The organism is uncultured Chloroflexus sp., assembly GCF_938091255.1.
Taxonomy (GTDB): domain Bacteria; phylum Chloroflexota; class Chloroflexia; order Chloroflexales; family Chloroflexaceae; genus Chloroflexus.
Window position 1 is genome coordinate 35,826 of record NZ_CALLJH010000017.1, and the last position, 24,148, is coordinate 59,973.

At 57.2% G+C, this 24,148-nt stretch carries 21 protein-coding genes; 12 read left to right on the forward strand and 9 right to left on the reverse strand.

Annotation, left to right across the window (positions count from 1 at the left end; translation table 11 throughout):
• The first annotated feature begins 42 nt into the window (after positions 1-42).
• From Q1A00_RS07175 to Q1A00_RS07195, 5 genes are all read left to right on the forward strand, one after another.
• The gene (locus tag Q1A00_RS07175; protein WP_298405670.1) at positions 43-1,041 is read left to right on the forward strand and encodes a TIGR03557 family F420-dependent LLM class oxidoreductase; all 999 of its coding nucleotides are present in this window, start codon (positions 43-45) and stop codon (positions 1,039-1,041) included.
• A complete protein-coding gene (locus tag Q1A00_RS07180) occupies positions 1,023-2,987 on the forward strand; it encodes an acetyl-CoA carboxylase biotin carboxylase subunit (RefSeq protein WP_298405667.1) in 1,965 nt (654 codons plus the stop codon). Before Q1A00_RS07175 ends, Q1A00_RS07180 begins: the two co-directional genes overlap by 19 nt.
• Positions 2,988-3,019: 32 nt before the next feature.
• Entirely contained in the window at positions 3,020-3,391 is a 372-nt protein-coding gene (locus Q1A00_RS07185) for a hypothetical protein (protein ID WP_298405664.1), read from the forward strand.
• Positions 3,392-3,401: 10 nt separating this feature from the next.
• Complete coding sequence (locus Q1A00_RS07190) at positions 3,402-4,742, forward strand: vWA domain-containing protein (RefSeq protein ID WP_298405661.1); 1,341 nt, start codon at positions 3,402-3,404, stop codon at positions 4,740-4,742.
• Between the two features lie 94 nt (positions 4,743-4,836).
• Complete coding sequence (locus tag Q1A00_RS07195) at positions 4,837-5,319, forward strand: peptidylprolyl isomerase (protein ID WP_366144867.1); 483 nt, start codon at positions 4,837-4,839, stop codon at positions 5,317-5,319.
• Positions 5,320-5,457: 138 nt separating this feature from the next.
• Here the strand turns inward: Q1A00_RS07195 and Q1A00_RS07200 are convergent, their stop codons facing one another.
• Complete coding sequence (locus Q1A00_RS07200; RefSeq protein ID WP_299755939.1) at positions 5,458-6,537, reverse strand: Xaa-Pro peptidase family protein; 1,080 nt, start codon at positions 6,535-6,537, stop codon at positions 5,458-5,460.
• Between the two features lie 259 nt (positions 6,538-6,796).
• Between Q1A00_RS07200 and Q1A00_RS07205 the strand changes: the two genes are divergently transcribed.
• Together Q1A00_RS07205 and Q1A00_RS07210 are read left to right on the forward strand one after the other, a co-directional pair.
• Entirely contained in the window at positions 6,797-8,230 is a 1,434-nt protein-coding gene (locus Q1A00_RS07205; RefSeq protein ID WP_299755942.1) for an ATPase domain-containing protein, read from the forward strand.
• Positions 8,231-8,241: 11 nt separating this feature from the next.
• On the forward strand, positions 8,242-10,167 hold the full coding sequence (locus Q1A00_RS07210; RefSeq protein ID WP_299755945.1) for a hybrid sensor histidine kinase/response regulator: 1,926 nt from the start codon (positions 8,242-8,244) through the stop codon (positions 10,165-10,167).
• On the opposite strand, the gene Q1A00_RS07215 is transcribed toward Q1A00_RS07210, so the two are convergent.
• A complete protein-coding gene (locus Q1A00_RS07215) occupies positions 10,154-10,834 on the reverse strand; it encodes a hypothetical protein (RefSeq protein WP_298405650.1) in 681 nt (226 codons plus the stop codon). The genes Q1A00_RS07210 and Q1A00_RS07215 overlap by 14 nt on opposite strands.
• A 178-nt stretch (positions 10,835-11,012) precedes the next feature.
• Between Q1A00_RS07215 and Q1A00_RS07220 the strand changes: the two genes are divergently transcribed.
• The 5 genes from Q1A00_RS07220 (at position 11,013) to Q1A00_RS07240 (ending at position 15,835) form a co-directional block, all read left to right on the forward strand.
• The gene (locus Q1A00_RS07220; RefSeq protein ID WP_299755949.1) at positions 11,013-12,335 is read left to right on the forward strand and encodes a hydroxymethylglutaryl-CoA reductase, degradative; all 1,323 of its coding nucleotides are present in this window, start codon (positions 11,013-11,015) and stop codon (positions 12,333-12,335) included.
• 206 nt (positions 12,336-12,541) lie between these two features.
• Positions 12,542-13,591, forward strand: a complete 1,050-nt coding sequence (locus Q1A00_RS07225; protein ID WP_298405643.1) for a hydroxymethylglutaryl-CoA synthase — start codon at positions 12,542-12,544, stop codon at positions 13,589-13,591.
• A gap of 39 nt (positions 13,592-13,630) precedes the next feature.
• Positions 13,631-14,797 (forward strand): acetyl-CoA acetyltransferase, encoded by a 1,167-nt coding sequence (locus Q1A00_RS07230; protein WP_298405640.1) that lies wholly within the window; start codon positions 13,631-13,633, stop codon positions 14,795-14,797.
• 79 nt (positions 14,798-14,876) lie between these two features.
• Entirely contained in the window at positions 14,877-15,443 is a 567-nt protein-coding gene (locus Q1A00_RS07235; protein ID WP_298405638.1) for a Yip1 family protein, read from the forward strand.
• Complete coding sequence (locus Q1A00_RS07240; RefSeq protein ID WP_298405635.1) at positions 15,440-15,835, forward strand: Zn-ribbon domain-containing OB-fold protein; 396 nt, start codon at positions 15,440-15,442, stop codon at positions 15,833-15,835. Before Q1A00_RS07235 ends, Q1A00_RS07240 begins: the two co-directional genes overlap by 4 nt.
• A 164-nt stretch (positions 15,836-15,999) precedes the next feature.
• Here the strand turns inward: Q1A00_RS07240 and Q1A00_RS07245 are convergent, their stop codons facing one another.
• From Q1A00_RS07245 to Q1A00_RS07275, 7 genes are all read right to left on the reverse strand, one after another.
• On the reverse strand, positions 16,000-18,975 hold the full coding sequence (locus Q1A00_RS07245) for a DEAD/DEAH box helicase family protein (RefSeq protein ID WP_299755954.1): 2,976 nt from the start codon (positions 18,973-18,975) through the stop codon (positions 16,000-16,002).
• The gene (locus Q1A00_RS07250; protein WP_299755957.1) at positions 18,972-20,444 is read right to left on the reverse strand and encodes a hypothetical protein; all 1,473 of its coding nucleotides are present in this window, start codon (positions 20,442-20,444) and stop codon (positions 18,972-18,974) included. Before Q1A00_RS07250 ends, Q1A00_RS07245 begins: the two co-directional genes overlap by 4 nt.
• Positions 20,444-21,760 (reverse strand): hypothetical protein, encoded by a 1,317-nt coding sequence (locus Q1A00_RS07255; RefSeq protein WP_299755960.1) that lies wholly within the window; start codon positions 21,758-21,760, stop codon positions 20,444-20,446. The genes Q1A00_RS07250 and Q1A00_RS07255 overlap by 1 nt, the downstream gene beginning before the upstream one ends.
• The gene (locus tag Q1A00_RS07260; protein ID WP_299755963.1) at positions 21,757-22,188 is read right to left on the reverse strand and encodes a HEPN domain-containing protein; all 432 of its coding nucleotides are present in this window, start codon (positions 22,186-22,188) and stop codon (positions 21,757-21,759) included. Before Q1A00_RS07260 ends, Q1A00_RS07255 begins: the two co-directional genes overlap by 4 nt.
• A 56-nt stretch (positions 22,189-22,244) precedes the next feature.
• Positions 22,245-22,403 (reverse strand): hypothetical protein, encoded by a 159-nt coding sequence (locus Q1A00_RS07265; RefSeq protein WP_299755966.1) that lies wholly within the window; start codon positions 22,401-22,403, stop codon positions 22,245-22,247.
• A gap of 126 nt (positions 22,404-22,529) precedes the next feature.
• Positions 22,530-23,120 (reverse strand): transposase, encoded by a 591-nt coding sequence (locus tag Q1A00_RS07270; RefSeq protein ID WP_299755969.1) that lies wholly within the window; start codon positions 23,118-23,120, stop codon positions 22,530-22,532.
• A gap of 66 nt (positions 23,121-23,186) precedes the next feature.
• Positions 23,187-24,148, reverse strand: a 962-nt coding sequence (locus tag Q1A00_RS07275; RefSeq protein ID WP_299755972.1) for a restriction endonuclease subunit S, incomplete at its 5' end; no start/stop codon positions are given.

Below are 24,148 nucleotides of genomic sequence, written 5' to 3' on the forward strand. Positions count from 1 at the left end.
ACTATGCGCTAGACTTCACCTGAAACAATAAGGGTAACGATTGTGGCAACAATTGGCCTATCCGCAGCGCTAGAACAGTTTCACCCCAACGAACTGCTCGAACATTGCCGGCTCGCTGAGCAATACGGCTTCCGCGGCGTGATGGCCGCCGACCACTTCCAACCGTGGGTGCCGGCCCAAGGCCATAACGCCTTCGTTTATAGTTGGATGGGCGCGCTCGGCGTAATGACGAGTCACCGCTTTGGGCCGGGGGTAACTTGTCCCTCATTCCGCACTCACCCGGCGGTCATCGCGCAGGCGGCGGCTACGCTTGGCGCGATGTTTCCCGGTCGCTTCTGGCTTGGCTTGGGCAGTGGCGAATTGCTGAACGAGAATGTTGTTGGCGGCGTGTGGCCTGAACCGCTGGTACGGTTTGAGATGCTCCAAGAGGCAACCGAGATTATTCAGAAGCTGCTGAGCGGCAAAGAGACTCGCTATCGCGGGCGCTATTTTCAGATGAATAAGGTGCGGCTGTGGACATTGCCAGAGCAGCCGGTGCCGATCTATATCGCTGCTACTGGGCCGCAGACACTGCGCTGGGCCGGCAAGACGTGCGATGGCCTGATTACGCCGGGGGCCGCGCCTGACAAGCTGCGCCGGATTCTGGCCGATTTTGCCGCCGGCGCGCGCGAGGCTGGCAAAGACCCTGATAAGATGCCGAAGCTGTTGCAACTGCATGTCTCATGGGCGCCGACTGATGAAGAGGCGTTGCAGAATGCGCTGAACCAATGGCCGAACGGCGGTATGAACTTCCCCAAGCAAGATATTCGCTCTCCCGAAGATTTCGCTGCGATGGCTAAGCTAGTGCGACCCGAAGATTTTCGCGGGCGAGTGTTGATTTCTTCCGATCTCGACCAGCACCGCGCCCACCTCCAACAATTTATCGATCTCGGCTTTGACGAGATCTATGTGCATAATGTCGGTCGCAATCAGGTGGAATGGATTAAAGCGTTTGGTGAAGCTGTCTTGCCCAACTTACGCCCATGTTCAACCGCATCTTGATCGCTAACCGCGGCGAAATTGCGGTGCGGATCATCCGCGCTTGCCGCGAATTGGGCATTAGCCCGGTGGTTGTCTATTCCGAAGCCGATGCTAAAGCGCTGCACGTGCGCATGGCCGATGCCGCTGCCCTGATCGGGCCGCCTCCCGCTGCCCAGAGCTATTTGCGCGCTGAGGCGATTGTCGAGGCGGCGTTAAAACTGAACGCGCAAGCGATTCATCCCGGCTACGGCTTCCTTAGCGAGAGTGTGAAACTCGCCGAACAGTGCGCCGCTGCCGGCATTACCTTCATCGGCCCGCCGCCGACAGCGATTGCGGCGATGGGCGGAAAAGCAGAAGCACGTTTGCTCGCGCAGGCTGCTGGGGTGCCGGTCGTGCCCGGCTACGATGGCGAAGATCAGAGCGATGAGCGCCTGATCGCTGAGGCGCGCCGGATCGGGCCGCCGTTACTGATCAAGGCTAGCGCTGGCGGCGGCGGCAAGGGCATGCGCTCGGTCGGCGATGTCGCCGACGTGCCGGCAGCGATCGAAGGCGCGCGCCGCGAAGCGCGCGCTGCCTTCGGCGACGACCGGCTAATTATCGAGCGGCTGGTGCTGCGCCCGCGCCACGTCGAGATTCAGGTGCTGGCCGATCGCTACGGCAACGTGGTGCATCTTGGCGAGCGCGATTGTTCGATCCAGCGCCGCCATCAAAAGGTGGTTGAAGAAGCGCCTTCACCAGCCCTCACCCCGGCACTGCGCGCTGCAATGGGCAATGCCGCCGTCGCCGTCGCCCGTGCTGCCGGCTACGTCAATGCCGGTACGGTTGAATTCATTCTCGCCCCTAATGGTGAATTCTACTTTCTTGAGATGAATACTCGGCTGCAAGTGGAGCATCCCGTAACCGAGCTGGTCTGCGGCTACGATCTGGTTCACTTGCAGATTGCGATTGCCGCCGGCGAGCCGCTCCCCTTCCGCCAAGAAGATGTTGCCGTGCGCGGACACGCGATCGAGGTGCGGTTATACGCCGAAGACCCGCGTACCTATTTGCCGGCAATTGGCAAAGTAGCGCTCTTTGTGCCGCCACAGGGGCCGGGAGTGCGGGTTGACGCTGGCTTGACTAGCGGCGATGAGGTAACGGTGCATTACGATCCGCTACTGGCTAAGCTCATTGTGGCCGGGACTGACCGGCGGCAAGCGGTGGCTCGCCTGCGTCGCGCTCTGCGCGAGATGGCGGTGCTCGGCCCCACCACCAACTTGCCGCTGTTGCAAGCGATTGCCGAGCATCCAGCTTTCGCCGATGGCGCGACCCATACTGGCTTTCTCGTCGAACACGAAGGGATCGTGCCGCCACCCGGCCCGCCCCCACGCGAGGTGTTGATTGCAGCAGCAATCCTCGCCGTTACCGCCGAACCGCCGGCCCGCGACCCGCTGGCCGCTGTCTGGCGACTTGGCGGCGATACGATCCCGCTCACCTTTACCGCACACGGCGAGCACCGGTTACGAGTGACGCCGCGCGTAGATGGCTGGCAGGTAAGCGGGCAAGATTGGAACGCACAGGTCGCTTTAGCGCACCACGGCGACCACGAATTAGCCCTCACGATCAACGGGCAGCGGGTGCAATTCTTTTTCGCCCGCGCCGAGCAAGGTTGGCACATTGCATGGCGCGGCGAGAGTCATCACCTCACGCGACCGGCGCCGCTCACCGCCGATACTGTCACTCGCACCAGTGACCAGAATGCGGCCAGCTTCAACGCGCCAATGCCGGGCACGATCGTGCGGCTGCACGTCGCCGTCGGCGAGCAGGTGCGCGAAGGCCAGCCGCTACTGGTGCTCGAAGCGATGAAGATGGAACACACCGTCGTCGCACCGTATGCCGGCATTGTGCGCCGGTTGCCGTATCAGGCGGGTGCCAGCGTTGCCGCTGGCGCCCATCTGGTTGATCTCGAACCACTGCCGGGAACCGAATAGACGCTTTTGATTGATTGTTACGGAATGAAGGTATGGCAGCGCAATCATCAGCCGGTCAGCCTAGTAGATCCCCAGCCGCACAACAAGCACCTGCCTCCAAACGGCGTGGCCTCAGCGGCTGCTTTCTTTGGCTCTTCGTAATCACGATGCTGGCAATCAGCCTGATTGGACTCGGCTTTTTGCAACCGGTCAAACTTGCTATTGCCCAAGAATTTATTATTGGCGTCACTCGCGGCGGTATCCGGGAAACCATCGAGGCGACTAGCGTCGATTCCTGTATTCGGGTCGCCGGTAGGGATCAATTGCAGTCTATTACCCGTACCCGGCGCGTCACCACCTACAATAATGGCTCGGTACTGGAATTGGTCTTCAGCGATCCGCCCTTACCAGCCGATTGCAGATGAGGAGCAGGGTATGCCGTTCCAAGTACGGTGTGCTCCCGAACCGGTGACATTGCCTGCCCTGTCGCAACCGCAAGTGGCGTATGTCCATCTGGCAATTGTCGCTGATAGCTATCGCGACCTGCCGCTACAGCTTGCAATTGTGGCTGACGCCAGCCGCTCGATGCGCATTCCAATTGTCGATGAAGACCAATTTCGCGAGTTGGTGCGCAGCAGCGGCGCATATGAGGTGCTGGTTGACGGGGTACCGGTGTGGCAATTGGGTACGCCACTTGCGAGTGAAATGCGCGCCCGCTACCCTAGCCCGATCGACTATACCGCGCGCGCCCTGCATAGCCTGATCGAACGACTGGATCAGACCGACCGGCTGGCACTGATCGCCTGCGCGAGCGACGCCATCGTGCTTGCGCCGAGCACCCCCGGCGACCGCCGCGCCGAGTTGGTCGCCGCCATTGCCCGCTTGCCTGCGTTGCGGCTCGGCGAAACGACCAATCTCGCCCAAGGGTTACAACTGGCGCTTGCCCAGTTTGTCGTGACCGATGAGCCGGCAGTGCGGCGGATCGTGTTGCTAACCGATGGCTTTACCACCGACACGACCCTTTGCGTTGCTGTAGCGCGGGAAGCAGCAGCGCGCGGTATCACGATAAGCACGGTTGGGCTAGGTGGTGCATTTGAGGAAGAGTTACTCACCCAGCTTGCCGATCTGAGTGGTGGGAGAGCCAGTTTCGTGCATGAAGCGAGTCATATCCCAACCATCATCGCCGCCGAGCTGGAAAGCGCCCGCCAGACCTCGGCGCAGGCGGTCACAATGCAGATGGCGCTGCCGCAGACGGTGACGCTGCGCCGGATCACCCGCCTCGCGCCCGAACTTAGCGTACTTACCCCGCTCAGCGCCGAGCATGGCCGGCGTATGACCCTACCGCTTGGTGATCTGCGCCGGGGCGAAGCAGTGCGATTGCTATGCGAATTCCTCGTCGCCCCCGGCCCGCCCGGCAGTCAGCGCCGGCTAGCCCGTCTCCGCGTCAGCAGCGGCCAACACGAACAACACCACGACCTCATCGCCCACTACGAGCTTCAAGCTACCAACCCGCCGCCTGCCTTCCTGCCGATCATTACTCGCGCCAGCATCGCCCACCTCCACCAGCGCGCCAACCTTGCCCGCCAACAAGGCGACTACGCTACGGCAGCCAATCTGTTGCGCCAACTGGCGGCGCGCCTGCGCGCCGCCGGGGAAACGGAGTTGGCAGCATTGGCGCTCAACGAAGCTATCACGCTCGAACAGACCCATCAGCCTAGTGCGACCGGCAAAGAATTGACGTATGCAACACGCCGGTTGGGTGAGATGGGGCTATGAGTCAAGAATGTAAGGAATGGCCAAGCTATTCCATCTTTCATTCAATGGTACAATACGTATCATCTCACGATTTGTACAAACGAGGAGCAGATCCGTGGCCAAACAATGGAATAGCCCGCCGGCAATGCAGATTGATGTCACGAAGACGTACCGGGTGACGATAGAGACGACCCGCGGTACGATCGAGCTTGATCTCTACCCGCAACACGCGCCGATGACTGTCAACAATTTTGTCTTCCTCACCCGCGAAGGCTTTTACGATGGTCTCACCTTCCATCGCGTCATTAAGGATTTTGTTATTCAAGGTGGCGACCCAACCGGGCGCGGCAGCGGCGGCCCCGGCTATCGCTTCGCCGATGAGGTGATGGGCAACCCGCTCAAGCACGAGGCCGGCGTTATCTCGATGGCAAACGCTGGCCCAAACACGAATGGCAGCCAGTTTTTCATTACCCATACTCCCCAACCCCACCTCAATGGCCGCCATACCGTGTTTGGCCGGGTTGTGGCGGGAATGGATGTGGTGTACGCCATTCAACAAGGCGATAAAATGACCAAAGTGACGGTGCATGAATTGTAACCGGTATGCGCGCATATCCGGTCGCGGGGGCATGATCGTAGAGACAGTGCGCTGCACTGTCCCTACGATGAACGCGGCACCTGCGACAGCACTACGCACCCCTCATCTTGTAAGGGCACCGCGCTGCCCACGCTGTTCCTAGCGCGGCGCCTGCGACAGCACCTCACACCCGTCAGCAGTAATTAACACTAAATCCTCGATCCGCACCCCGCCCCACTCCGGTAGATAAATCCCCGGCTCAACCGACGTCACCATACCAGCTTGCAACGGCGGGCTTGGCGGCGCATCAGGTACCGTAATTCGCAACCACGGCGCTTCGTGGATTGCCAGCCCAACGCCGTGGCCAAGGCTGTGAGCAATGCCATGGGCATAGCCGGCTTCTTCAATCACCCGGCGGGCAATCGCATCGGCTTCAGCCCACGGCAAACCGGGCCGCAACGCGCGAATCGCCGCTTGTTGCGCTGCGAGCGTCGCCGCATACACCGCGCGGAAGGTGTCGTCAGGCTGACCAAGCACAATGGTGCGGGTCAGATCGGCGTGATAGCCGTCGAGTCGCGCTCCCATATCAATAATGATTGGCTGTCCTTCACCCAACACATCGTGGCCCGGCTCGTGATGCGGACGGGCACTATTACGACCGGCGGCGACAATAATCGGAAACGACGGCCCATCGGCGCCTCGTTCGTGCAATGCCATCTCAATCCGCCACGCCGCCTCACGCTCGGTCATCTCAGGCGACAACACCGGCAACACCGCAGCCAACGCCGCATCGGTGATCGCCGCTGCGCGCCGCAATAGTTCAATTTCGCCCGTATCTTTCACCATCCGCAACTCTTCCACCAGATTCTCAGTAGCCACCAGCTCAATCGCTTCACCCAACGCCTTTGTAAATTGCTGATACTCGGCTACCGTCATCGCCGCCGCCTCAAAGCCAAGCCGGCTCAGACCCAATTCCGCTGCCAGTTCAGCTACCAATTTTGGCATTGGCTTCACGGCTGCGCGCACTTCGCGCAGGGTAAATGCCGGCGCCTCAGCCGCAGCACGCACCGTATACCGGCCATCGGTCAGCAAGAAAGCTGCCTCGGCGCTGATCAACAACGCGCCGGCACTGCCGGTAAACCCGCTCAGATACCGCCGGCTGGTTGGCGCGGTGAGCAGCATTGCCGGCAATGCTTGCTCGACCAATGTGGCACGCAACCGCTGCAACCGTTCCATCATCACAGTTTCCTTTCAAACACGCAATACTAATCCGTCTTGCAAGTATGCTACATCATCGTGATCGCTGCAATCATGCTCTAAAGGTAGGGGGCAAATGCTACCGCCAAGGCCGTCATTGATAGCCATGGGGAGAGCACTTGTTGGGCTATTAGAGAAACATCGGCATACTACCAACAAGATTCTTGACGCAGCTTGACCAGATCGTTAGGATAAGCGTAGTAATCTCACATTACAGAGGCAACTCATGGACGTAGGAGCAATGAACCGTCTCCCCACTGGTATCCCCGGACTTGATGAAGTGATCGGTGGCGGATTGGTTCCACATGATGCGTATCTCGTGCGCGGAGGACCCGGCACCGGCAAAACCACGCTTGGCCTACACTTTTTGGCAACTGGCGCTGCGCGGGGAGAAACAGCGCTCTTCATTAGTCTTGAAGAATCTGCAAGCAAGATTCGTCGTAATGCGGCAAATATTGGCATCGATCTTAGTAACGTCCACATTCTTGACCTCAGCCCATCGTCTGATTTCTTTGCCAAAACCGAAATTTACGATATTTTCTCGCCAGCCGAGGTTGAGCGTGAACCGCTTACACGCCAGATTGTCGAGAGCGTGCAGCGGTTACGACCAAGCCGGGTCTTTTTCGATCCCATCACGCAATTTCGTTACCTCACCCCTGACCTCTTCCAATTCCGCAAACAGGTTATCTCCTTCCTCCGCTTTTTGGCTGAACAGCAAACAACGGTTATCTTTTCGGCTGAAAATAGTACTGCTTTTCCCGATGATGATCTGCAGTATATCGCCGATGGCATTATAACGCTTGAACTCACGCAGAACGGGCGCTATCTCAGCGTCAGCAAAATGCGCCGTTCATCGTTCAGCAGTGGCCGCCACGCGATGCGGCTCACTGGCCGTGGTCTGTCTGTCTTCCCGCGTATCATTCCTAGCCCGTTGGTAACAGGGCATTCCTTTACCTTCATGCCATCTGGCGTGCCGGAACTCGACGAGTTGCTCAACGGCGGGATCGAGCGTGGCACGATAACGCTAATTACTGGGCCATCAGGCGTAGGAAAAACCACGCTCGGCTTTCAATTTATGAAAGAAGCTGCCAGTCGCGGCGAGCAGTCGATCGTCTTCTCGTTTGAGGAAGAGGTCGAGATTATGGTAGAACGCTGCGAAGCGGTGAATATCCCAGTGCGGGCAATGCAGGCCAACAACCTGCTTAGGGTCGAAAAGATCGAACCGTTGCAGTATAACCCGGACGAATTTGCCCAATACGTGCGTTTCTGGGTGGAACACAAACAGGTAACAATGGTGATGATCGATAGTGTCACCGGTTATCGGCTCTGTATGCAGGGTGAAGACCTTATCAGTCAACTACACGCCTTGGGCAAGTATTTACAGAGTAAAGGTGTTACTGTTATTTTTATTATGGACACAAATAATATCGTTGGCGATTTCCAAGTCACTGACATTGGTGCTAGTTACTTGGGTGATAACATCATTTTCTTACGCTTTTTGGAAATAGAGGGTGAATTACGCAAAGCTATCGGCGTCTTGAAGAAACGATTGAGCGATTTTGAGAAGACGCTGCGCGAGTTCACGATTTCACGCTACGGAATCAAGGTCGGTAAACCGCTCACCAACCTGCGTGGTATTCTTATTGGCATGCCGACATGGACTGACCAATCGTGAGGATACACCGCATGGCGGACAATACGATTTTGCTCTTCCTCGCCAACACCACCAATCAGAACCAGCTCCGTGATTGGTTGCAATCGCGGTATCAGATTATTGAAGGTCATTGCATCGCCGATCTCCAGCAACCGTTCCAGCTCTGCATCATCGATGGGCAGATACTTGATCGCTACGAAGCGGCAATTCAGGAACGTCGTTCCATCGATCACCTGCTGTTTCTTCCATTTTTGCTGATCACCAGCCGGCGTGACGTACAACTGCATACACGCCACCTCTGGCGCACCATCGATGAACTGGTCATTAGTCCTATTCAGAAAGTCGAATTGCACGCCCGCATCGAGATCCTGCTCCGCGCCCGCCGGCTGGCACTGGAGGTTAATCAGTTACAGCAGTCGCTGCTGGTAAACATCCAGATGTGGCTGCGATTGGCGGTGCAATCGGCCCATATTGGTTTGTGGGAATGGGACCTGACCACGAACCGGGTCTTCTTTTCTCCGGAATGGAAAGCACAGCTTGGCTACGAAGCTCATGAGATTATCGATACCTTTGAAGCATGGGAAGAGCGGCTGCATCCCGATGATCGCGAGCGGTGCTTGAACACGATCAACCGCTACCTGCGTCAACCGTGGCCCGATTTTACCCTCGAGTTTCGTCTACGGCATAAAGATGGTAGTTACCACTGGATACAGTCACAAGCAGCGCTGATCTACGATCAGCACGGACGACCTACCCACATGCTCGGCGCGCATGTTGATCTCACTGCGCGTAAGCAAATGGAAGAGGAGCAACGGCAGCTTACCGAACAGCTCTTCCAAGCCCAAAAGTTTGAGGCAATCGGATCGTTAGTTAGCGGTATCGCCCACGATCTCAATAATTTGCTCGTACCAATCATCGGCTTTGCCGAGATAGGCATGCTCGAAGCACCGCCTGAAGGGGAACTGTACGCGAATTTTGATCAGATTCGCGCTGCCGGCATCCGTGCTACTGCCTTGACTCGCCAAATTCTGGCCTTTAGCCGTCGTCAACGGCTGGAGCTAAAACTGATTAACCTGAATCAGGTGATCAGCGATTTTGCCGGTATTTTGCGCCGACTCATTGACAAACGGATCACGATTGATCTGCATCTGAGTCCGAACCTTTTGCCAATCATGGCCGATGCTGGTCAAATCGAGCAGGTGCTGCTCAATTTAGTCATTAACGCCCGCGACGCCATCAGCGGCAACGGTACGGTGACCATCACCACGGCGCTCGTCCAGATTAATGAGAATGCCGTCCCTCACGTGCCAAACCTTGCTGCAGGCAGATACGTGATGTTACAGGTGCAAGACACCGGTTGCGGGATTGACCCGGCTATTCTCCCTCGCATCTTTGAACCGTTTTTTACGACCAAACCGCAAGGTCAAGGTACCGGTCTCGGCCTCGCAACTGTTTTCGGCATTGTCAAGCAATACTATGGTCATATTGATGTACAGAGCGTATTAGGAGAAGGAACCATATTTACCATTTACCTGCCGGCGTTTGCCGATGTCGCACCAATTGCCGCTCATGAGCCGTTTACCGGTGAACGCTTGATCGGGCACGAGACGGTGTTGGTTGTGGAAGACGAGCCGGCAGTCCTGCACCTGATTGCGAGTGCGCTACGCCTTTACGGCTATCGAGTGCTTGAGGCGCTTGATCCACAACGCGGGATGGGGATAGCAAACAGTTACGAAGGCGCGATTGACCTGCTGATCAGCGATGTCACGCTGCCAATGATGACCGGTGACGAGCTGTATCGCCGCCTCACTGCGCAACGGCCGGGAATGCGTGTTCTTTACGTGTCAGCGTATGCCGGCAACGAGCCAATCAGCGTGTCTAGCGAGCGTTTACTGACCAAGCCATTTACCCTGCAACAGTTATTACAACGGGTACGAGCTGTGCTTACGGTAGGATAATCAATAATGGCTCAACCCGCCCTTGCCGCCACCGTCCAACCACTTCAACATAGCCAAACCGTACAGCCCCGCTCACCTGCAAGCGCTCGATCAACGCCTGATCGCGATCGCCGTGCCAAAGCTTCACTTGCCGCGCATCAGCCGCCGGCACGCCACCGGGACCGATCGCTTCGACCAGCAAACTGGTGCCGGTAGAAACGATCAATGCTGCACGCAGCCGAACCACTTGCCCTTCGTAGCGGGTATCACTCAGCAAGTCCGCGAGAGCCACCGTTTCCGGCGTAAAAGGTTGCAGGCGCGGCGAAGCCAGCGCGTGCGGCCATAACCCGCCCGGCCCATATTGGCCGGTAGGCTGCCAATCTCCCTGCGCGATGACCATCCCATATTGCACATCGCCAGCCTCGGTGAGCGCCAAATTGGCAGGTAGCGCAACCTCTCCGATCCAGACTTGCTGGTCGGGTGGATCAAGTGGGATGGGGCGAGCGGTACTGACACTCAGACCGTTGACCAACCTCACCCCTTGCTCATCACGGTACAAGAAGGCGATGAGCTGTTGCTGGCCCAGCGCCGCCGTCGCGACGACATCAGTCGGTAACGGCAACGCCGTCGGTGAAGCGCATGCGCTTACCCACAGCAAGATGAATAATACGAACAAACGTTTGTACATCACGTTGCTTATTGTATCACAACCCCCGTAATGGTGTTCAAGTCCTCTTATGACAGCCACCAGACAGGCGCATGATAGGTTTTGAGAGTTGTTATTAACCGTTTTTCACTAGCATCGTGGTATCGTAGTAAGGGAAGCAGATGCCAACACTCGTGTACGGTTAAGGAGGTGTCCTCTCATGGGGACCAAAAATTCACGACTTCAAGGTTTCTACCAACTCAATCCGTTTGAGCGGCTCCAGATGGTAAAGTCCTTCGACGGACTGGTTGATGAAGATTTACGTGCACTGCATGGCGGCAGTGGCGGCGCATTAAGTATTGAGCGCGCCGACAAGATGATCGAGAATGTGGTTGGCACATATAATTTGCCACTCGGTATTGCCACCAACTTCCGCATCAACGGGCGCGATTACCTAATCCCGATGGTGGTGGAAGAGCCATCAATTGTGGCCGGTGCGAGCTATGCCGCTCGCATGGTGCGGGATGGCGGTGGGTTTCAGACCAGCAGCACTGAACCGCTGATGATTGGGCAGGTGCAGTTGGTGCATGTCGTCGATCCCGATCAGGCTCGCCAGACGATTCTCGCTCGCAAGGAAGAAATTCTGGCACTAGCCAATGCCCAAAGCCGTTCACTGGTGACGCTCGGCGGCGGCGCGCGTGATGTTGAGGTGCGCTTCTTTCCCACTAGCCCGATGGGGCCGATGCTGATCGTCCATCTTATCGTTGATTGCCGCGACGCGATGGGTGCCAATGCGGTCAACACGATGGCCGAAGCGGTAGCGCCGCTCTTGGCCGAGATGACTGGCGGGCGCGTCTATTTGCGCATCCTCTCGAATCTGACCGATCGCCGACTGGCGCGTGCCCGCTGCGTTGTGCCGGCAGCCTCATTGGCCCGCGACGGCCTCACCGGCGAAGAGGTGGTGGAAGGTATTCTTTGGGCCTACGCCTTTGCCGCGGTTGACCCCTACCGAGCGGCGACACACAACAAAGGGATCATGAATGGCATTGATCCGGTGCTCGTCGCCACCGGCAACGACTGGCGTGCGGTCGAAGCTGGCGCCCATGCGTATGCGAGCCGCAACGGTCACTATACCTCGCTCTCGCACTGGGAGCGTGATGAGCAGGGCAATCTGGTTGGCACGCTCGAAATGCCGCTCTCGGTCGGGATTGTCGGCGGGGCCACGAAAGTACACCCGACGGCCCAAGCCGCGTTGAAACTGCTCGGTGTGCGGAGTGCCAACGAACTGGCCGAAGTCTGCGTCGCTGCCGGCTTGGCCAACAACCTCGCCGCGATGCGCGCGCTGGCGTGTGAAGGCATCCAGCAGGGCCACATGGGTTTGCATGCCCGCCAGATTGCGATGGCTGCCGGCGCTTCCGGCACGCTGGTCGATGAAGTTGCCCGCCGCATGGTGGCCGAGCGCAACATCAAACCGGCTCGCGCCGAAGAGATTATCGCCGAACTCGAAGGCCGGCGTGTCGTCGGCGACCCCGCCAAGAACTAATGCCCAAACTTACGGCGGCCTGTTCGTCGTTGAGACAGGCCGCCGCTAGTGTTGCCTTACTGCGAACGATCTGCGCAGTGGGGCGAGATTTTTGTCTTCCAAACTAAAGCGTGGGCCTATTTGGCAGCCGTTTGCTGTCGACAGTCAGTTCGTCGCACTGCGCCGAGCATGGGTCTATGTGTCTTACAAAAGTGGAGAACCATTCTATGATGAAGCCTCAGCAACCGGTTGGCATCATCGGCTACGGCGTGTACATCCCGCGCTACCGGATCGCGGCCCGTGAGATTGCCCGCATCTGGACCGATGGCCAAAACGGGGTACCGGTGGAAGCCAAAAGCGTCCCCGGTCCCGATGAAGACACCATCACGATGTCGATCGAAGCAGCGCGCAACGCGCTGGCGCGCGCTGACATTTCTGCTACCGATCTCGGTGCAGTCTGGATCGGCAGCGAAAGCCATCCGTACAGTGTCAAACCATCGGGCACAGTAGTCGCCGATGCGCTCGGTGCCGGCCCGTGGGTCAGCGCCGCCGACTGGGAGTTTGCCTGCAAAGCCGGCTCAGAGGCGCTGACAGCAGCGATGGCGTTGGTCGGCAGCGGGATGCAGCGCTATGCGCTGGCAATTGGTGCCGATACGGCCCAAGGCCGGCCCGGTGACGCACTGGAGTACACCGCCTCAGCCGGTGCAGCAGCGTTGATCGTCGGCCCTGCCGAGCAGGCGCTGGCCACCATCGACGCCACCCTCTCGTATGTCACTGACACACCCGACTTTTACCGCCGCGCCGATCGGCCCTACCCGGTGCATGGCAATCGCTTCACCGGCGAGCCGGCCTACTTTCACCAGATTCAATCGGCAGCCGCCGAATTGTTACGTCAATTGAACTGCACGGCTGCTGACTTTACCTATGCCGTTTTTCATCAGCCAAACGCCAAATTCCCCCAAGTAGTTGCCAAACGGCTCGGCTTTACCGACGCCCAAATCGCACCGGGATTGCTCAGTCCACAGATCGGCAACACCTATTCGGGCGCAGCACTTATCGGTCTGTGCGCCATTCTCGATATAGCCAAACCGGGTGACACCATCTTCGTGACCAGCTACGGCAGCGGAGCCGGTTCTGACGCCTATGCGCTCACAGTCACCGACGCGATTCTGGAGCGGCGCGAGCGAGCGCCCTTGACCGCAGCCTACCTCAAGCGCGCTGTGATGATCGATTACGCGATCTATGCCAAGTGGCGCGGTAAGTTGGTGATGGGGTAGGGAAGTAAGGAATAGGGAAGGTAAGAGTAAGGAGTCACTATGACCAACGTCTATATTGCCGGCATGGGCGCGACTGCCGTCGGCGAGCACTACGGGCGTGATCTAGCCGATCTGGCCAGTGAAGCGGCGCGAGCCGCGTTCGCGAGCGCGCCGGGTTTGGCGCCACACCAGATCGGTGCGCTCTATGTGGGCAGCGCCTACAGCGAAGAACTTTACGGGCAGGGCCAGCTTGGTGCGTATCTCGCCAGCATGCTCGGCCTCTCGCCATCGATTCCGGCCTTCCGCATTGAAGCCGCTGGCGCTAGCAGCGCAATGGCGCTCTTCCAAGCGGTGCAAGCGGTACAGCATGGCCTGCCGCTTGCGCTGGTGATCGGGGTTGAGAAGGTCACCGACCACCTCGAAGACGTGATCGAGGCCGCGCAGGCTATGGCCGCAGACAGCAACGAGGAAGCGTTGCACGGCATCACCCTTACTGCGCAGTGGGCGATGCTCATGCGCCGCTATATGCACGAGTACGGCTACACTGCCGACGCTTTCGCGCCATTCCCGATCAATGCCCATGCCAACGGGGCAAAAAATCCGCTGGCGCTCTACCGGTTTACCATTGATGCCAACAAGTATCGCAAAGCGGCTATGGTCGCCTCGCCGCTCAACCTGCTCGATTGCAGCACGCTGGCCGATGGCGCTGCCGCTCTCCTCATTGCCGGCGAGCAGTTGGCACGCGAACTTGACGGCCCGCGCATCCGCATCGCCGGCGCTGCTGTCGCCACTGACACCCCGGCCTTGCATCGCCGGCGCAACCCGCTCGAACTAAGCGCGGCCCGCGCCAGTGCCCACATTGCCCTTGGTCGTGCCCACCTTGGCGTTGGCGATGTGCATGTGTGGGAGCTGACCGATCCGCACGGCATTGCTGCAACCTTGGCGTTAGAAGCGATTGGCTGTTACGAACCCGGCACGGCCCCGCGCCACGCTGCCGAAGGCGCGATCACACCAACCGGCAAGACGCCAATTGCTACTGCCGGCGGCTACAAGGCGCGTGGCGATGTTGGTGGAGCAAGCGGAGTTTATCAGATCATCGAACTTGCCCGCCAACTGAGCGGTACGGCTGGCGCGACCCAAGTTAGCAATGCCCGCGTTGGGTTAGCTCAGTCACTCGGCGGGATCGGTGCAACTGCGGTGAGCCATGTCCTGATTCGGGAAGCGTGATTACCCCTTTACGCCGGTAGTTGCGTAAGGTACAATAAGGCTGCTTTCCGCCTTTTTGGATAACCAAAGGAGTATTCCTGTGATTCAGGAGATGGTCAACGGCAGTATCGCAGTCCTTACTCAACCGTCGGTACAAGCCTTCGAGCGTCACGAGCGCGACAATTTAGTGTGGGCATTGATCTACGCCGTTATTGCCAGCGTGATCAATGGAGTTATTGTAGCCTTTTCCTCACTGTTAAGCGGTGGCGGAATCAGCGAACTGATCGCCATCATTCTCAGCGCTGTCCTCAGTACCATTATCGGTTCGTTGATCGGGTGGGGTATCATTTATCTCCTTGGTCGCGCTTTTGGCGGCACGGGTAGCTTTGGCGAATTGGCGTGGGGACTTTCCCTCTTCTCTTCACCATTAGCAGTCGGTCAAGGTATTGCCACTGTCATTCCCTTCATCGGCGGGATCATTTCGCTCGCACTGACTCTCTATGGCGTCTATCTTACCTATCTGGCTATTCAGTCGGGCATGAACTTGCCCGCCCAGAAGGCGCTCTACATTGCCATCATTTTAGCCGTTATTGGCATACTCATTGTCTGTGCGACCGTTGGACTAGCTACGATTGCAATCTTACTTGGTGGAGGTTTTGCACCATGAATATTGCTCGACACTGGCGGGAACGGACGACCCGCTATCGGTTGGAAGGGCAACGCCATCGCCACACCGGCGAGGTGCGTTTCCCATCCCAGCCGCCTACCCTTGATGAAGACCCGAATGACTGGGAACCGTATCAACTGAGCGGACGCGGCGAAATCTACAGTTTCAGCGTGATCCGGCAAGTACCGTCGGGGTATGAGAGCCTCGGCATCTACCCGGTCGCGCTGGTTCGGTTAGAAGAAGGACCAATGGTGACTGCCCAATTGACCGATTGCGACGAAGCCGATCTCACAATCGGCATGCCGGTTGAGATGGTCACCCGCCGGTTGATGGATACCGGCGAGGATGGGGTATTGGTGTACGGGTATAAGTTCCGTCCCTGTATTCGATAACGGTAGAGACGCACAACCGGTAGAAACGCACAACCGTGCGTCGCTACCGGTTACGGGCCAACTACCATCGCATAGCCGGCGGTCTTCCATGCGCGCATACCGCCGGCGACATTGATCGCCTCAAAGCCGCGTGAACGTGGTAGAGGCGTGGCAATGCTACACCTCTACCGTCTTTGATACTGTTGTTGTAACTCTTGATATACTATCTTAAAAATTTTCTCCCGTATCGCTTGGGCAAATGACTCATCGTCATTGATACGTCGAAACATCTCAAAATTACTTTCAATCATGGTCTGTAGTACCCTATCGAAGAGAGTATCGTGGAGTAATCGCACACTTTCGGGTGGATTGATGCGAGCACTGGTTTGCAGGGCGTCGTTTGCCGTTAGGCGGGCTTTGAGTTCGGCAAAAAAGACGCGGTCGGCTTCGGTGAATTCGGTACCGAAGCGCTCATTGATTTCCTGAATGATTTGAGAGAGAGCGGCTTTTTCGGGGTCAGTCAGTACATCGCCTCCTAAGTCGGATAGCGGCGCTAGGGATTCGCCTGTTCGCAGTCCGATTCTGCCGCTGAAGGTCTGCTGGACGCGGTAACTTTCCAAATCCACCAATTCGCCGACTGCCAAAGGCGCGCGTTCCCTTTCTGGAGGCAAAGCACGCAGCAGCAGACGGGCAAACAGGTAGAGCTGCTCCAAATTGGCATCGCGGAAGGTCATCACCTGCGAGAGAAACGCATACAGGTTGATGTAGGAACGCAGTAGATGCTTGAAGCGAATGCGCTCTTCCACTGCGGCGATGTACTGGTAACGATCCACCACAGCGCGCAGGAGCGGCTGCAATTTCGGGGCTTTTTCACCTTTGCGCAGGAAGAGTTCGGCAATCTCGGCAACCTGTTCGGGCGTGTAGAGGTTGAATTGTTCCAGTTCGGCTTGCAGGTCGTAGAGTTTGTTCGGGTCGCTGGCGGTGCTGAGCAGGGTGGTCTCGTAGTAGGGCGCAAAGGCGCGTTCGATGTCCTCGGCACGGTTGACAAAGTCCAACACCATCGTATCGGTCTTGCCCGGATGGACACGATTGAGGCGGCTGAGGGTTTGCACTGCGTGGACGCCCGCGAGTTTCTTATCCACATACATCGTGTGCAAGAGCGGCTGGTCGAAGCCGGTCTGGAACTTTTCGGCGACGATGAGGAAGCGGTATTCGGGCTTCTTGAACTGCTCGGCGGTCTGCCGTTCGGGGAAGCCATTCATGCTTGCTTCGGTGTAATCCAAGCCGTGATACTGCACTACGCCGGAGAACGCCACCAATGCCCGGATAGGGTAATCCCGTTTTTTCAGATAGTCGTCGAAGGCTTGTTTGTACAAGACGGCATGCAGGCGGCTGGCAGTGACCACCATCGCTTTTGCCTGCCCGACGCCATGCGCATCGGGGATTTTGTGGCGCGTGGTTTCCCAGAAATGCTCGACCATAATCGCAGTCTTTTGCGCGATGGTGAATTGGTGTAGGCTAACGTAGCGTTTGAGCAGACTGAAGGCTTGGCTCTTTTCAACGTGCGGGTCGTCAGCAGCTTTTTTGAGCAGGTTGAAGTAGGTTTCATAAGTGGTGTAGTTTTGCAGCACATCAAGGATAAAACCTTCTTCAATAGCTTGCCGCATGGTGTAGAGATGGAAGGGGCGGAAGGCACCATCGGGCTGTTCGATGCCGAACAATTCCAACGTCTTTTGCTTGGGGGTGGCGGTGAAGGCGAAGAAACTCAGGTTGGGCTGCCGTCCGCGCGCCGCCATGCTCTGGTTGATGAGGTCTTCGCCGCTCGGTTCGCCAGCTTCGGCTGCGCCATCTAACTGCTCGGCTTCTTCCAGCGATTCGGCGCGCAGGACTTCTTTGAGCCGTTTGTTGGCTTCGCTGGTCTGCGAGGAGTGCGCTTCGTCTACGATGACGGCGAAATGTCGTAGAGACGTTGCATGCAACGTCTCTACACGATCCAACACGAAGGGGAATTTTTGCAGGGTGCTGACGATGATGTCTGCGCCGCGGTTGAGGGCTTCGGCGAGTTGGGCGCTATCTTGGTCAATGACATTGACCACGCCCGGCACCTGCTCGAACTGGCGAACGGTGTTTTGCAGTTGCCTATCTAGCACGCGGCGGTCGGTGATGACGATGACCGAACTGAAGACGCGCTGATTCTGGTCGTTGTGCAGCGACGCCAAGCGGTGCGCCAGCCAAGCGATGGTGTTGCTCTTGCCGCTGCCGGCGCTGTGCTGGATGAGATAGTGATGCCCGGCGCCATGTTGGCGGGCGTGCGCCACCAGTTTTCGCACCGCATCGCGCTGATGGTAACGCGGGAAAATCAGACGAGCGGGTTGGTCGCCGTTTTCGACATGCACGAAACTGCCCACTAGTTCCAGCACGCTGGCGGGAGCGAAGAGGTCTTCCCACAGGTAGGCGCTGGCGTAGCCATTGGGGTTGGGCGGGTTGCCCGCGCCGCCGTTATAGCCGCGGTTGAAGGGCAAAAAGCGGGTGCGCGCACCTTCCAGTTTGGTGGTCAGCCAGACTTCGTCATCATCCACGGCAAAATGCGCCAAGCAGCGGCGGAATTGCAGCAGCGGCTCGTTTTTGGGGTCGCGGTCTTTGGCGTATTGCTCGCGGGCGTTCGCTACGGTCTGACCGGTGAGTTTGTTCTTGAGTTCGAGGGTGAAGAGGGGCAAGCCGTTGAGGAAGAGGACCAAGTCGAGGGCGTCTTTGGTCTCAACCGCGCTGTAACGGCACTGACGGATGACCGAGAGGATGTTTTTGCCGTAGAGCTCCTGATGCGCCGGGTTGAGGCTGGTGGCGGGGGCGAAGTATGCCATTTGGAAGTAACAGCCCGAATCCTTGACCCCGCGCCGCAGCACGTCCAGCGTGCCGCGCCGTTCGATTTCGCGCACTAGGCGGCGCTTGAACTTTTCCACCGCCTGCGCGCCGTGCTGTTTTGCGAGGTCACGCCAAGTGTCGGGCTGGGTGGCGGTGATGAAGGAGAGGGTCAGTTCCCAATCTAGGCACAGGGCGCGGTCATAGTGTTCGGCGCTGCGCCGCTCTAGGTAGCCGTGCGTGGTGACCAGATGGTTGACGATGTAGGTTTCAAAGGCATGTTCGGAGATGTCCATCATCATCGCTTCACTCCGCCACGACGCTTAATGGCAAGACCATGCAAGAACAAGTCTGGCACATCAATTCGACCATCAGGACGTTCGCGACATACACCCAGTTCGAGTAGAAGATCGAGAAATTCAGCTGGTGTCTGGTGAGGCGGGCGTTGTTTTTCTTGGGTATCGTTGCGCCACTGCGTCCAATCGGTAGCGAGGATTGCTATCCATTCTTCACGGGTTAACGGCACTTCGCGATTCGATAGACGTTTCATCAGCCCTTCGAGCCAAGGCATCTCGCGGCTTTTGAGCATTTTCACATAATCATCTGAAACTTGGTCAAGAGCGCGACGCAGTGATGTGGGATGAATCAAGTGGCTAGCGCTCGCTTTTTGCGAATCCAATTCTTGTGCTGCGGCATACCCCCAAAGGCTGACTAACGTTCGCGGTGTAATCCGCCCCTTGCCGTCACGCAAATGATCCAATATCCACGTAAAGGTGCGCCCCTTTTTAATGTTGCTGCCCATAAATGGGCCGGCTATCCGTTCAATCAACGGCTGAGCAGCTTCTGCATTAGGCAGATACGGAATCCATCCCAACGTTTCATCTCGCTTAAACTGTATGCCTGCATCCCGGCAGTATTCTAACCAATTTCGACTTCGATTGGCAATACGCTTAATCCACATCGCATGGAGATTGCGATCACTCCAAGTCAGTTCCACCCGATTAGAGGCCAGCTTGGTAAAATCAGCGGTGAAGATGCGCGCGTTGGTAAATAAATCTGTCCGCAGGAAGATTTTCGCCTGCAGGCGTTGCCAGCGGCGCGTATACTCAGCCCAAAAGGTCAACAGACCACGAATCAACCCCGCCATTAATTCCCAATCAATCCCGCCCAATGTATCCAATTCATCGTAGTTGACGAAAATCCACCGCCCTTCTTGTTTCAGGCGGGCATCTAGGTCATCTAATGCAGCAATGACTGCTGTGCGCTGCTGTCGCAACGCAGTGTACACTCTGTCTACCTCAACGCTTGACGGCGCAAGCAATGCCTGCCATTCACCAGTAGTCTTTAACTCGGAACTCAGTAAGCGTGCTAGGTAAGCCAGCCATACATCCGCGAGCATGCGATCGTTGGCCTGTTCTGTCAAGGATCGCTCGACTAAGGATCGCTTGACAAAGCGCCGCAATGTCTCTGCATCTGGGAAATCGGACCCTAAAGGATAACCGGCTTTCCAAACGGCTTTCTCCGGCAGGAACGGCCTTTTGTGGATACTCGCGGATAACAGTTGCTCCACGGCGGCCTTGAAAAGCATACTTTTGCCGGCGCCGTGATACCCAACAATCAGATTGACGTCCGGCTCGAAGACACGCAGATGTTCGTCAACCGGATAGAACGCGCGTTGAAACTGCTCTCCACGTTCCAATTCGGCGCTGGAAGCACGACCCATTTCACGCAGCTCGGTGAGTAATCGTTGCCGTTCGGTATCGGTTGACATCAGCGTGAACTCCTCGGAAAACGAGCAGTAATCCGTGCATTGAGTTCTTGATAGTCACTCGCTTTCAAGCCATACGCAATCAGGTCTTCAAGATGAACAAAGAACGCAACCTGTTCGCTGTAATCCAGAGAAACGGGAACGTGGGGAGCATCGCGGCTTTCCATGTCGCGCAGGTACCATTGTGAGTCTTCGTCTGGATCGTCCGGGTCAGGCAGATAGTACTCCTCTTCAAAGGTGCGCTGTGCATGTTGGAGAAAGGTTGCTTTTGCCAGTTGCGCCGTTTGTGGGTTGGCGGGCGTCATGCTCTGGACGAGCAGGCACTCTTCCTGTGGCAAACCACGCAAGGCGCGCTCTGCGCCCAAACGGCGAATGGAAAGGCGCAGTCCGTTCCAACTGGCAGCCGAAGTGTTGCCAAACAGCACGTTGAGGTGTGCCAGCCCCCCAAGCGCAAAACCGGCGGACTCTGAAAGACCGGCGCGCGCATCGAGCAGAATCCAATCTGGGTGCAATTCATCACGGATTTGGCGCAGCAGGGTTACGAGAGGATGCTCTTCCTTTACAGATGGGGTGAAATCGAGCCGCGCCAGTTTGAGAACATAGGTTTCGTCGAAACGTCCAGCCGGAAACACATAAATCTTGCCGGCGCCAATCACGTCAGGTGAAGAGACCCGCACATAATAATCACGCAGGTCTGGCCTTGCTTTAAGCAGCGGGCGCTCCAGCCAGTAATCAACAACGCCATACTGAACGGCGTCCGGTTCAATGAGCAGAGACCCGACGCCCGGCGCAGCCAAATCGAGGTCTATCACCACAACCCGCTCGCCAGCGTGAGCACGCTGCGCAGCAAAGATTGCCAGCGCCGTGCTGCGTCCGGCACCGCCTTTGAATGCGTAGAACGAGACAATCGGCGGTCCCGCTTGAGCAGACTCGGCGTCGGCTGACCAGGGCGGCTCAAGCGGGTGCTTGAGCCAGACGCTCATGCTGCGATGGCGTTCATTGATACGGATCTTGTCGCTGTAAACCGTGCCTTCGTCCCACATGTGCTCCAAGAGCTTGCGATCTGTGTCGGAAGTTTTGGGCGAAGCTGTCCAGAGACCGCCCCAGAACGGCCCTGCAGCGTGCTTCAGATTGGTTGTGAGCGAATCTGTTTGTTCTGCTGTCAGTTCGTCGCTGACCCAGAGCGCGACGCGGATGCGAGCAAAAATATCCGGTGAGAGCAGGGCGCGCTCGATGTACGATTTAGGAACAAGGTCTTCCAGCCGTTGCAGGACATTGCGCCGCGCTTCATCGAAATGACGAACAGGCATTGCGTTCATCGAATGACTCCATCCATCCGCATTTGCTGAACCGATTGGGTATAGACACGTTCGGCCTCTTTGAGCCACCGTCCAGCTTGCCCCTGATTCAAGACGCCGGCGGCAAGGTAGCGCATCGTTTCCTTCCAACCGGCGGGTGGTACGGCATAGAGAATAGCCGGCGGCGGATCGGGCTGATAGCGCGCCGTATGTGGACTGCCGCCTGCAGCGAGCCTAGTTACCTCACTGCTCAGCCTACTCAAGTCATGTCCCTTTTGTAGTACGCCGTCGGCCTGCAGCAGCGTCTTGAGCGCGCACTCGACAACATAACCGGCGTGATAGCCGGCGCCATCATAGCGTCCAGCGGTCAAGAGCGCCTGCGCATCATCAAGGTGTTTTCCGGCTGCTTCGGGGTAATCGTCGCCATTGTTTTGCCGAAAACTAGACATAGTGAATGACTCCGCCTGAAGAATCATACCACAGAACAAGAATGAGCAGCGTATGCTCAAGGATTGCCCAACAGGGCGTTGATGTCAGCAAACTGCCGCTGGAGAGTGGCTAGCAATCGTTGTTTATCAGCGCGTTCGTTACGATGTTCAGCAGTTGGACGGCGCATATTATCAATGGCGTTCATTCTGTTTTGGAGTTCAGCAATCTTGTTCAAGAACTGCTCGCGTACAGCGATGTCATCTGCTAGGATGAAGGCGCTGCGCCGTTCGTGATAGCCACGCGCGGTGACCAGATGGTTGACGATGTCGGTTTCAAAGGCATGTTCGAGATGTCCATCGGGTTACATCCACAGATTTTCAGGGTGGTTCCGGTCGTCTTCCCATCGTAACGGGTTTTCGAGAATATAGCGACGAATGTTTTGTAAGTCGGTTTCGTTGCGGATAATGTGGTCGTAAAACCGCGCCTGCCAGCCAAATTCGGAGTATCCATTTTGGGCGCACCAGCGCGACACGGCGGATTTGTACGAACGAATGATGGCGCCCAATGAACCTGCGCGCGGGGATATGTGCGCCATGGGGTTGGGCGTTGTCGTTGTAGAGACGTTGCAGTGCAACGTCTCTACAACATTGCATTGCAACGTCTCTACCGGCGCGTCCGTGTCGCGGATGACAATAATCCCATGCGCATGATTGGGCATGACCACAAACGCATCCAAATCCACATTGCCCGCCGTGTGTTGGGGGATTTGCATCCAATATTCACAGGCGATTTCGCCAATCGGCGAAAGGTGCATTTCGCCGCCGCGAATTTCGCCGAAGAACGGCAGGCGATCCCGCGTGCAAATGGTGACGAAATACCAGCCCGCCGCGGCGTAATCCCAACCGTGCAGGCGGGTGGTTTCGATACGGTATTTGTCTCGGAAAAGGGTCATGATCGGTGTCCTTGCCACATTTTCGATTGGCACGTCCTTTTGTAGAGACGTTGCAATGCAACGTCTCTACCATGACAACGCCCCCCGCACGTCGATTTTGCCCGTCACCGCCGCCGAGATGAGCGCGGCGCGGTAGCGCCCCAACAGGTCTATGCTGGCTTCGATTTCGCCCTTCAGCCGGTCTATGCGCGCCGTTTCGCGGTCGAGATATTCGGCGATGGCGCGCTGTTCGGGGAGGGGAGGGAGCAATCCCCATAGTCCAGCGAGTGTTGTAGGATTGATTGCCGGATAACTCACCCCATTGGAATGCGCCATCACTGCATCCACAAATCCTTGCGAACGAACCAAGTAATACAAGAATCTTGAGTGAACGCTCTCTCTTGGTCTCAATACGGCAAAGCCGGTAGATACAATACAATTGGAAAGATTATCTTCGATATAGGCTATCGCTTGCAGATAAGTGCGAACGGTTGAGATGATGGTATCTCCCGTACTAACCTTTCGTCTGGCGCGTGTTGGGGCGGCTTCAAATGTGTATTCCTGTAGGTCGGAAACGTTGCCATCCGATGAGACGTTGCCAATGTCAATATATGCAAAGGTGTAATCTTTCGGCGTAGTTTCAGGTAATGTGTCTGGATTGATGCTTGCCACAAACTTCAACCTTCTCACATCCCAGTGCGCGGGAATCTCCCCCAGCCAAGGGATGCCGCTGTCTTTGCGCGGGGCGGCGGGGTTCAGCCCTTGGGTGACGGCGTGACTGATAAGCGCGGCGCGCTGACGCTCCAGCAGGGCGAGCAGGTCGCGTTTGTGGGCAATCAGCGCGTCTATGCACGCCGTCTCGCGGTCGAGATATTCGGCGATGGCGCGCTGTTCGGGGAGGGAAGGGAGAGACATGCCAAGATTGCCAATTTGATTTGGATTCGCGCGAAGCATTTTTGCCCCGTAAGTCATTGAATCAACAATGCTGATAAATCCGTGCGAAAGCATTAGATAGAACAAAAACCTTGCTTCAAGCAAATGACGATACG

What these genes read in the sequence shown, in the direction of transcription:
- Q1A00_RS07180 (WP_298405667.1), top strand. Translation starts at nt 1,023, where the DNA reads ATGTTCAACCGCATCTTGATCGCTAACCGCGGCGAAATTGCGGTGCGG.
- Q1A00_RS07185 (WP_298405664.1), top strand. Translation starts at nt 3,020, where the DNA reads ATGGCAGCGCAATCATCAGCCGGTCAGCCTAGTAGATCCCCAGCCGCA.
- Q1A00_RS07190 (WP_298405661.1), top strand. Translation starts at nt 3,402, where the DNA reads ATGCCGTTCCAAGTACGGTGTGCTCCCGAACCGGTGACATTGCCTGCC.
- Q1A00_RS07200 (WP_299755939.1), bottom strand. Translation starts at nt 6,537, where the DNA reads ATGATGGAACGGTTGCAGCGGTTGCGTGCCACATTGGTCGAGCAAGCA.
- Q1A00_RS07205 (WP_299755942.1), top strand. Translation starts at nt 6,797, where the DNA reads ATGAACCGTCTCCCCACTGGTATCCCCGGACTTGATGAAGTGATCGGT.
- Q1A00_RS07210 (WP_299755945.1), top strand. Translation starts at nt 8,242, where the DNA reads ATGGCGGACAATACGATTTTGCTCTTCCTCGCCAACACCACCAATCAG.
- Q1A00_RS07215 (WP_298405650.1), bottom strand. Translation starts at nt 10,834, where the DNA reads ATGTACAAACGTTTGTTCGTATTATTCATCTTGCTGTGGGTAAGCGCA.
- Q1A00_RS07220 (WP_299755949.1), top strand. Translation starts at nt 11,013, where the DNA reads ATGGGGACCAAAAATTCACGACTTCAAGGTTTCTACCAACTCAATCCG.
- Q1A00_RS07225 (WP_298405643.1), top strand. Translation starts at nt 12,542, where the DNA reads ATGATGAAGCCTCAGCAACCGGTTGGCATCATCGGCTACGGCGTGTAC.
- Q1A00_RS07230 (WP_298405640.1), top strand. Translation starts at nt 13,631, where the DNA reads ATGACCAACGTCTATATTGCCGGCATGGGCGCGACTGCCGTCGGCGAG.
- Q1A00_RS07240 (WP_298405635.1), top strand. Translation starts at nt 15,440, where the DNA reads ATGAATATTGCTCGACACTGGCGGGAACGGACGACCCGCTATCGGTTG.
- Q1A00_RS07245 (WP_299755954.1), bottom strand. Translation starts at nt 18,975, where the DNA reads ATGATGATGGACATCTCCGAACATGCCTTTGAAACCTACATCGTCAAC.
- Q1A00_RS07250 (WP_299755957.1), bottom strand. Translation starts at nt 20,444, where the DNA reads ATGTCAACCGATACCGAACGGCAACGATTACTCACCGAGCTGCGTGAA.
- Q1A00_RS07255 (WP_299755960.1), bottom strand. Translation starts at nt 21,760, where the DNA reads ATGAACGCAATGCCTGTTCGTCATTTCGATGAAGCGCGGCGCAATGTC.
- Q1A00_RS07260 (WP_299755963.1), bottom strand. Translation starts at nt 22,188, where the DNA reads ATGTCTAGTTTTCGGCAAAACAATGGCGACGATTACCCCGAAGCAGCC.
- Q1A00_RS07270 (WP_299755969.1), bottom strand. Translation starts at nt 23,120, where the DNA reads ATGACCCTTTTCCGAGACAAATACCGTATCGAAACCACCCGCCTGCAC.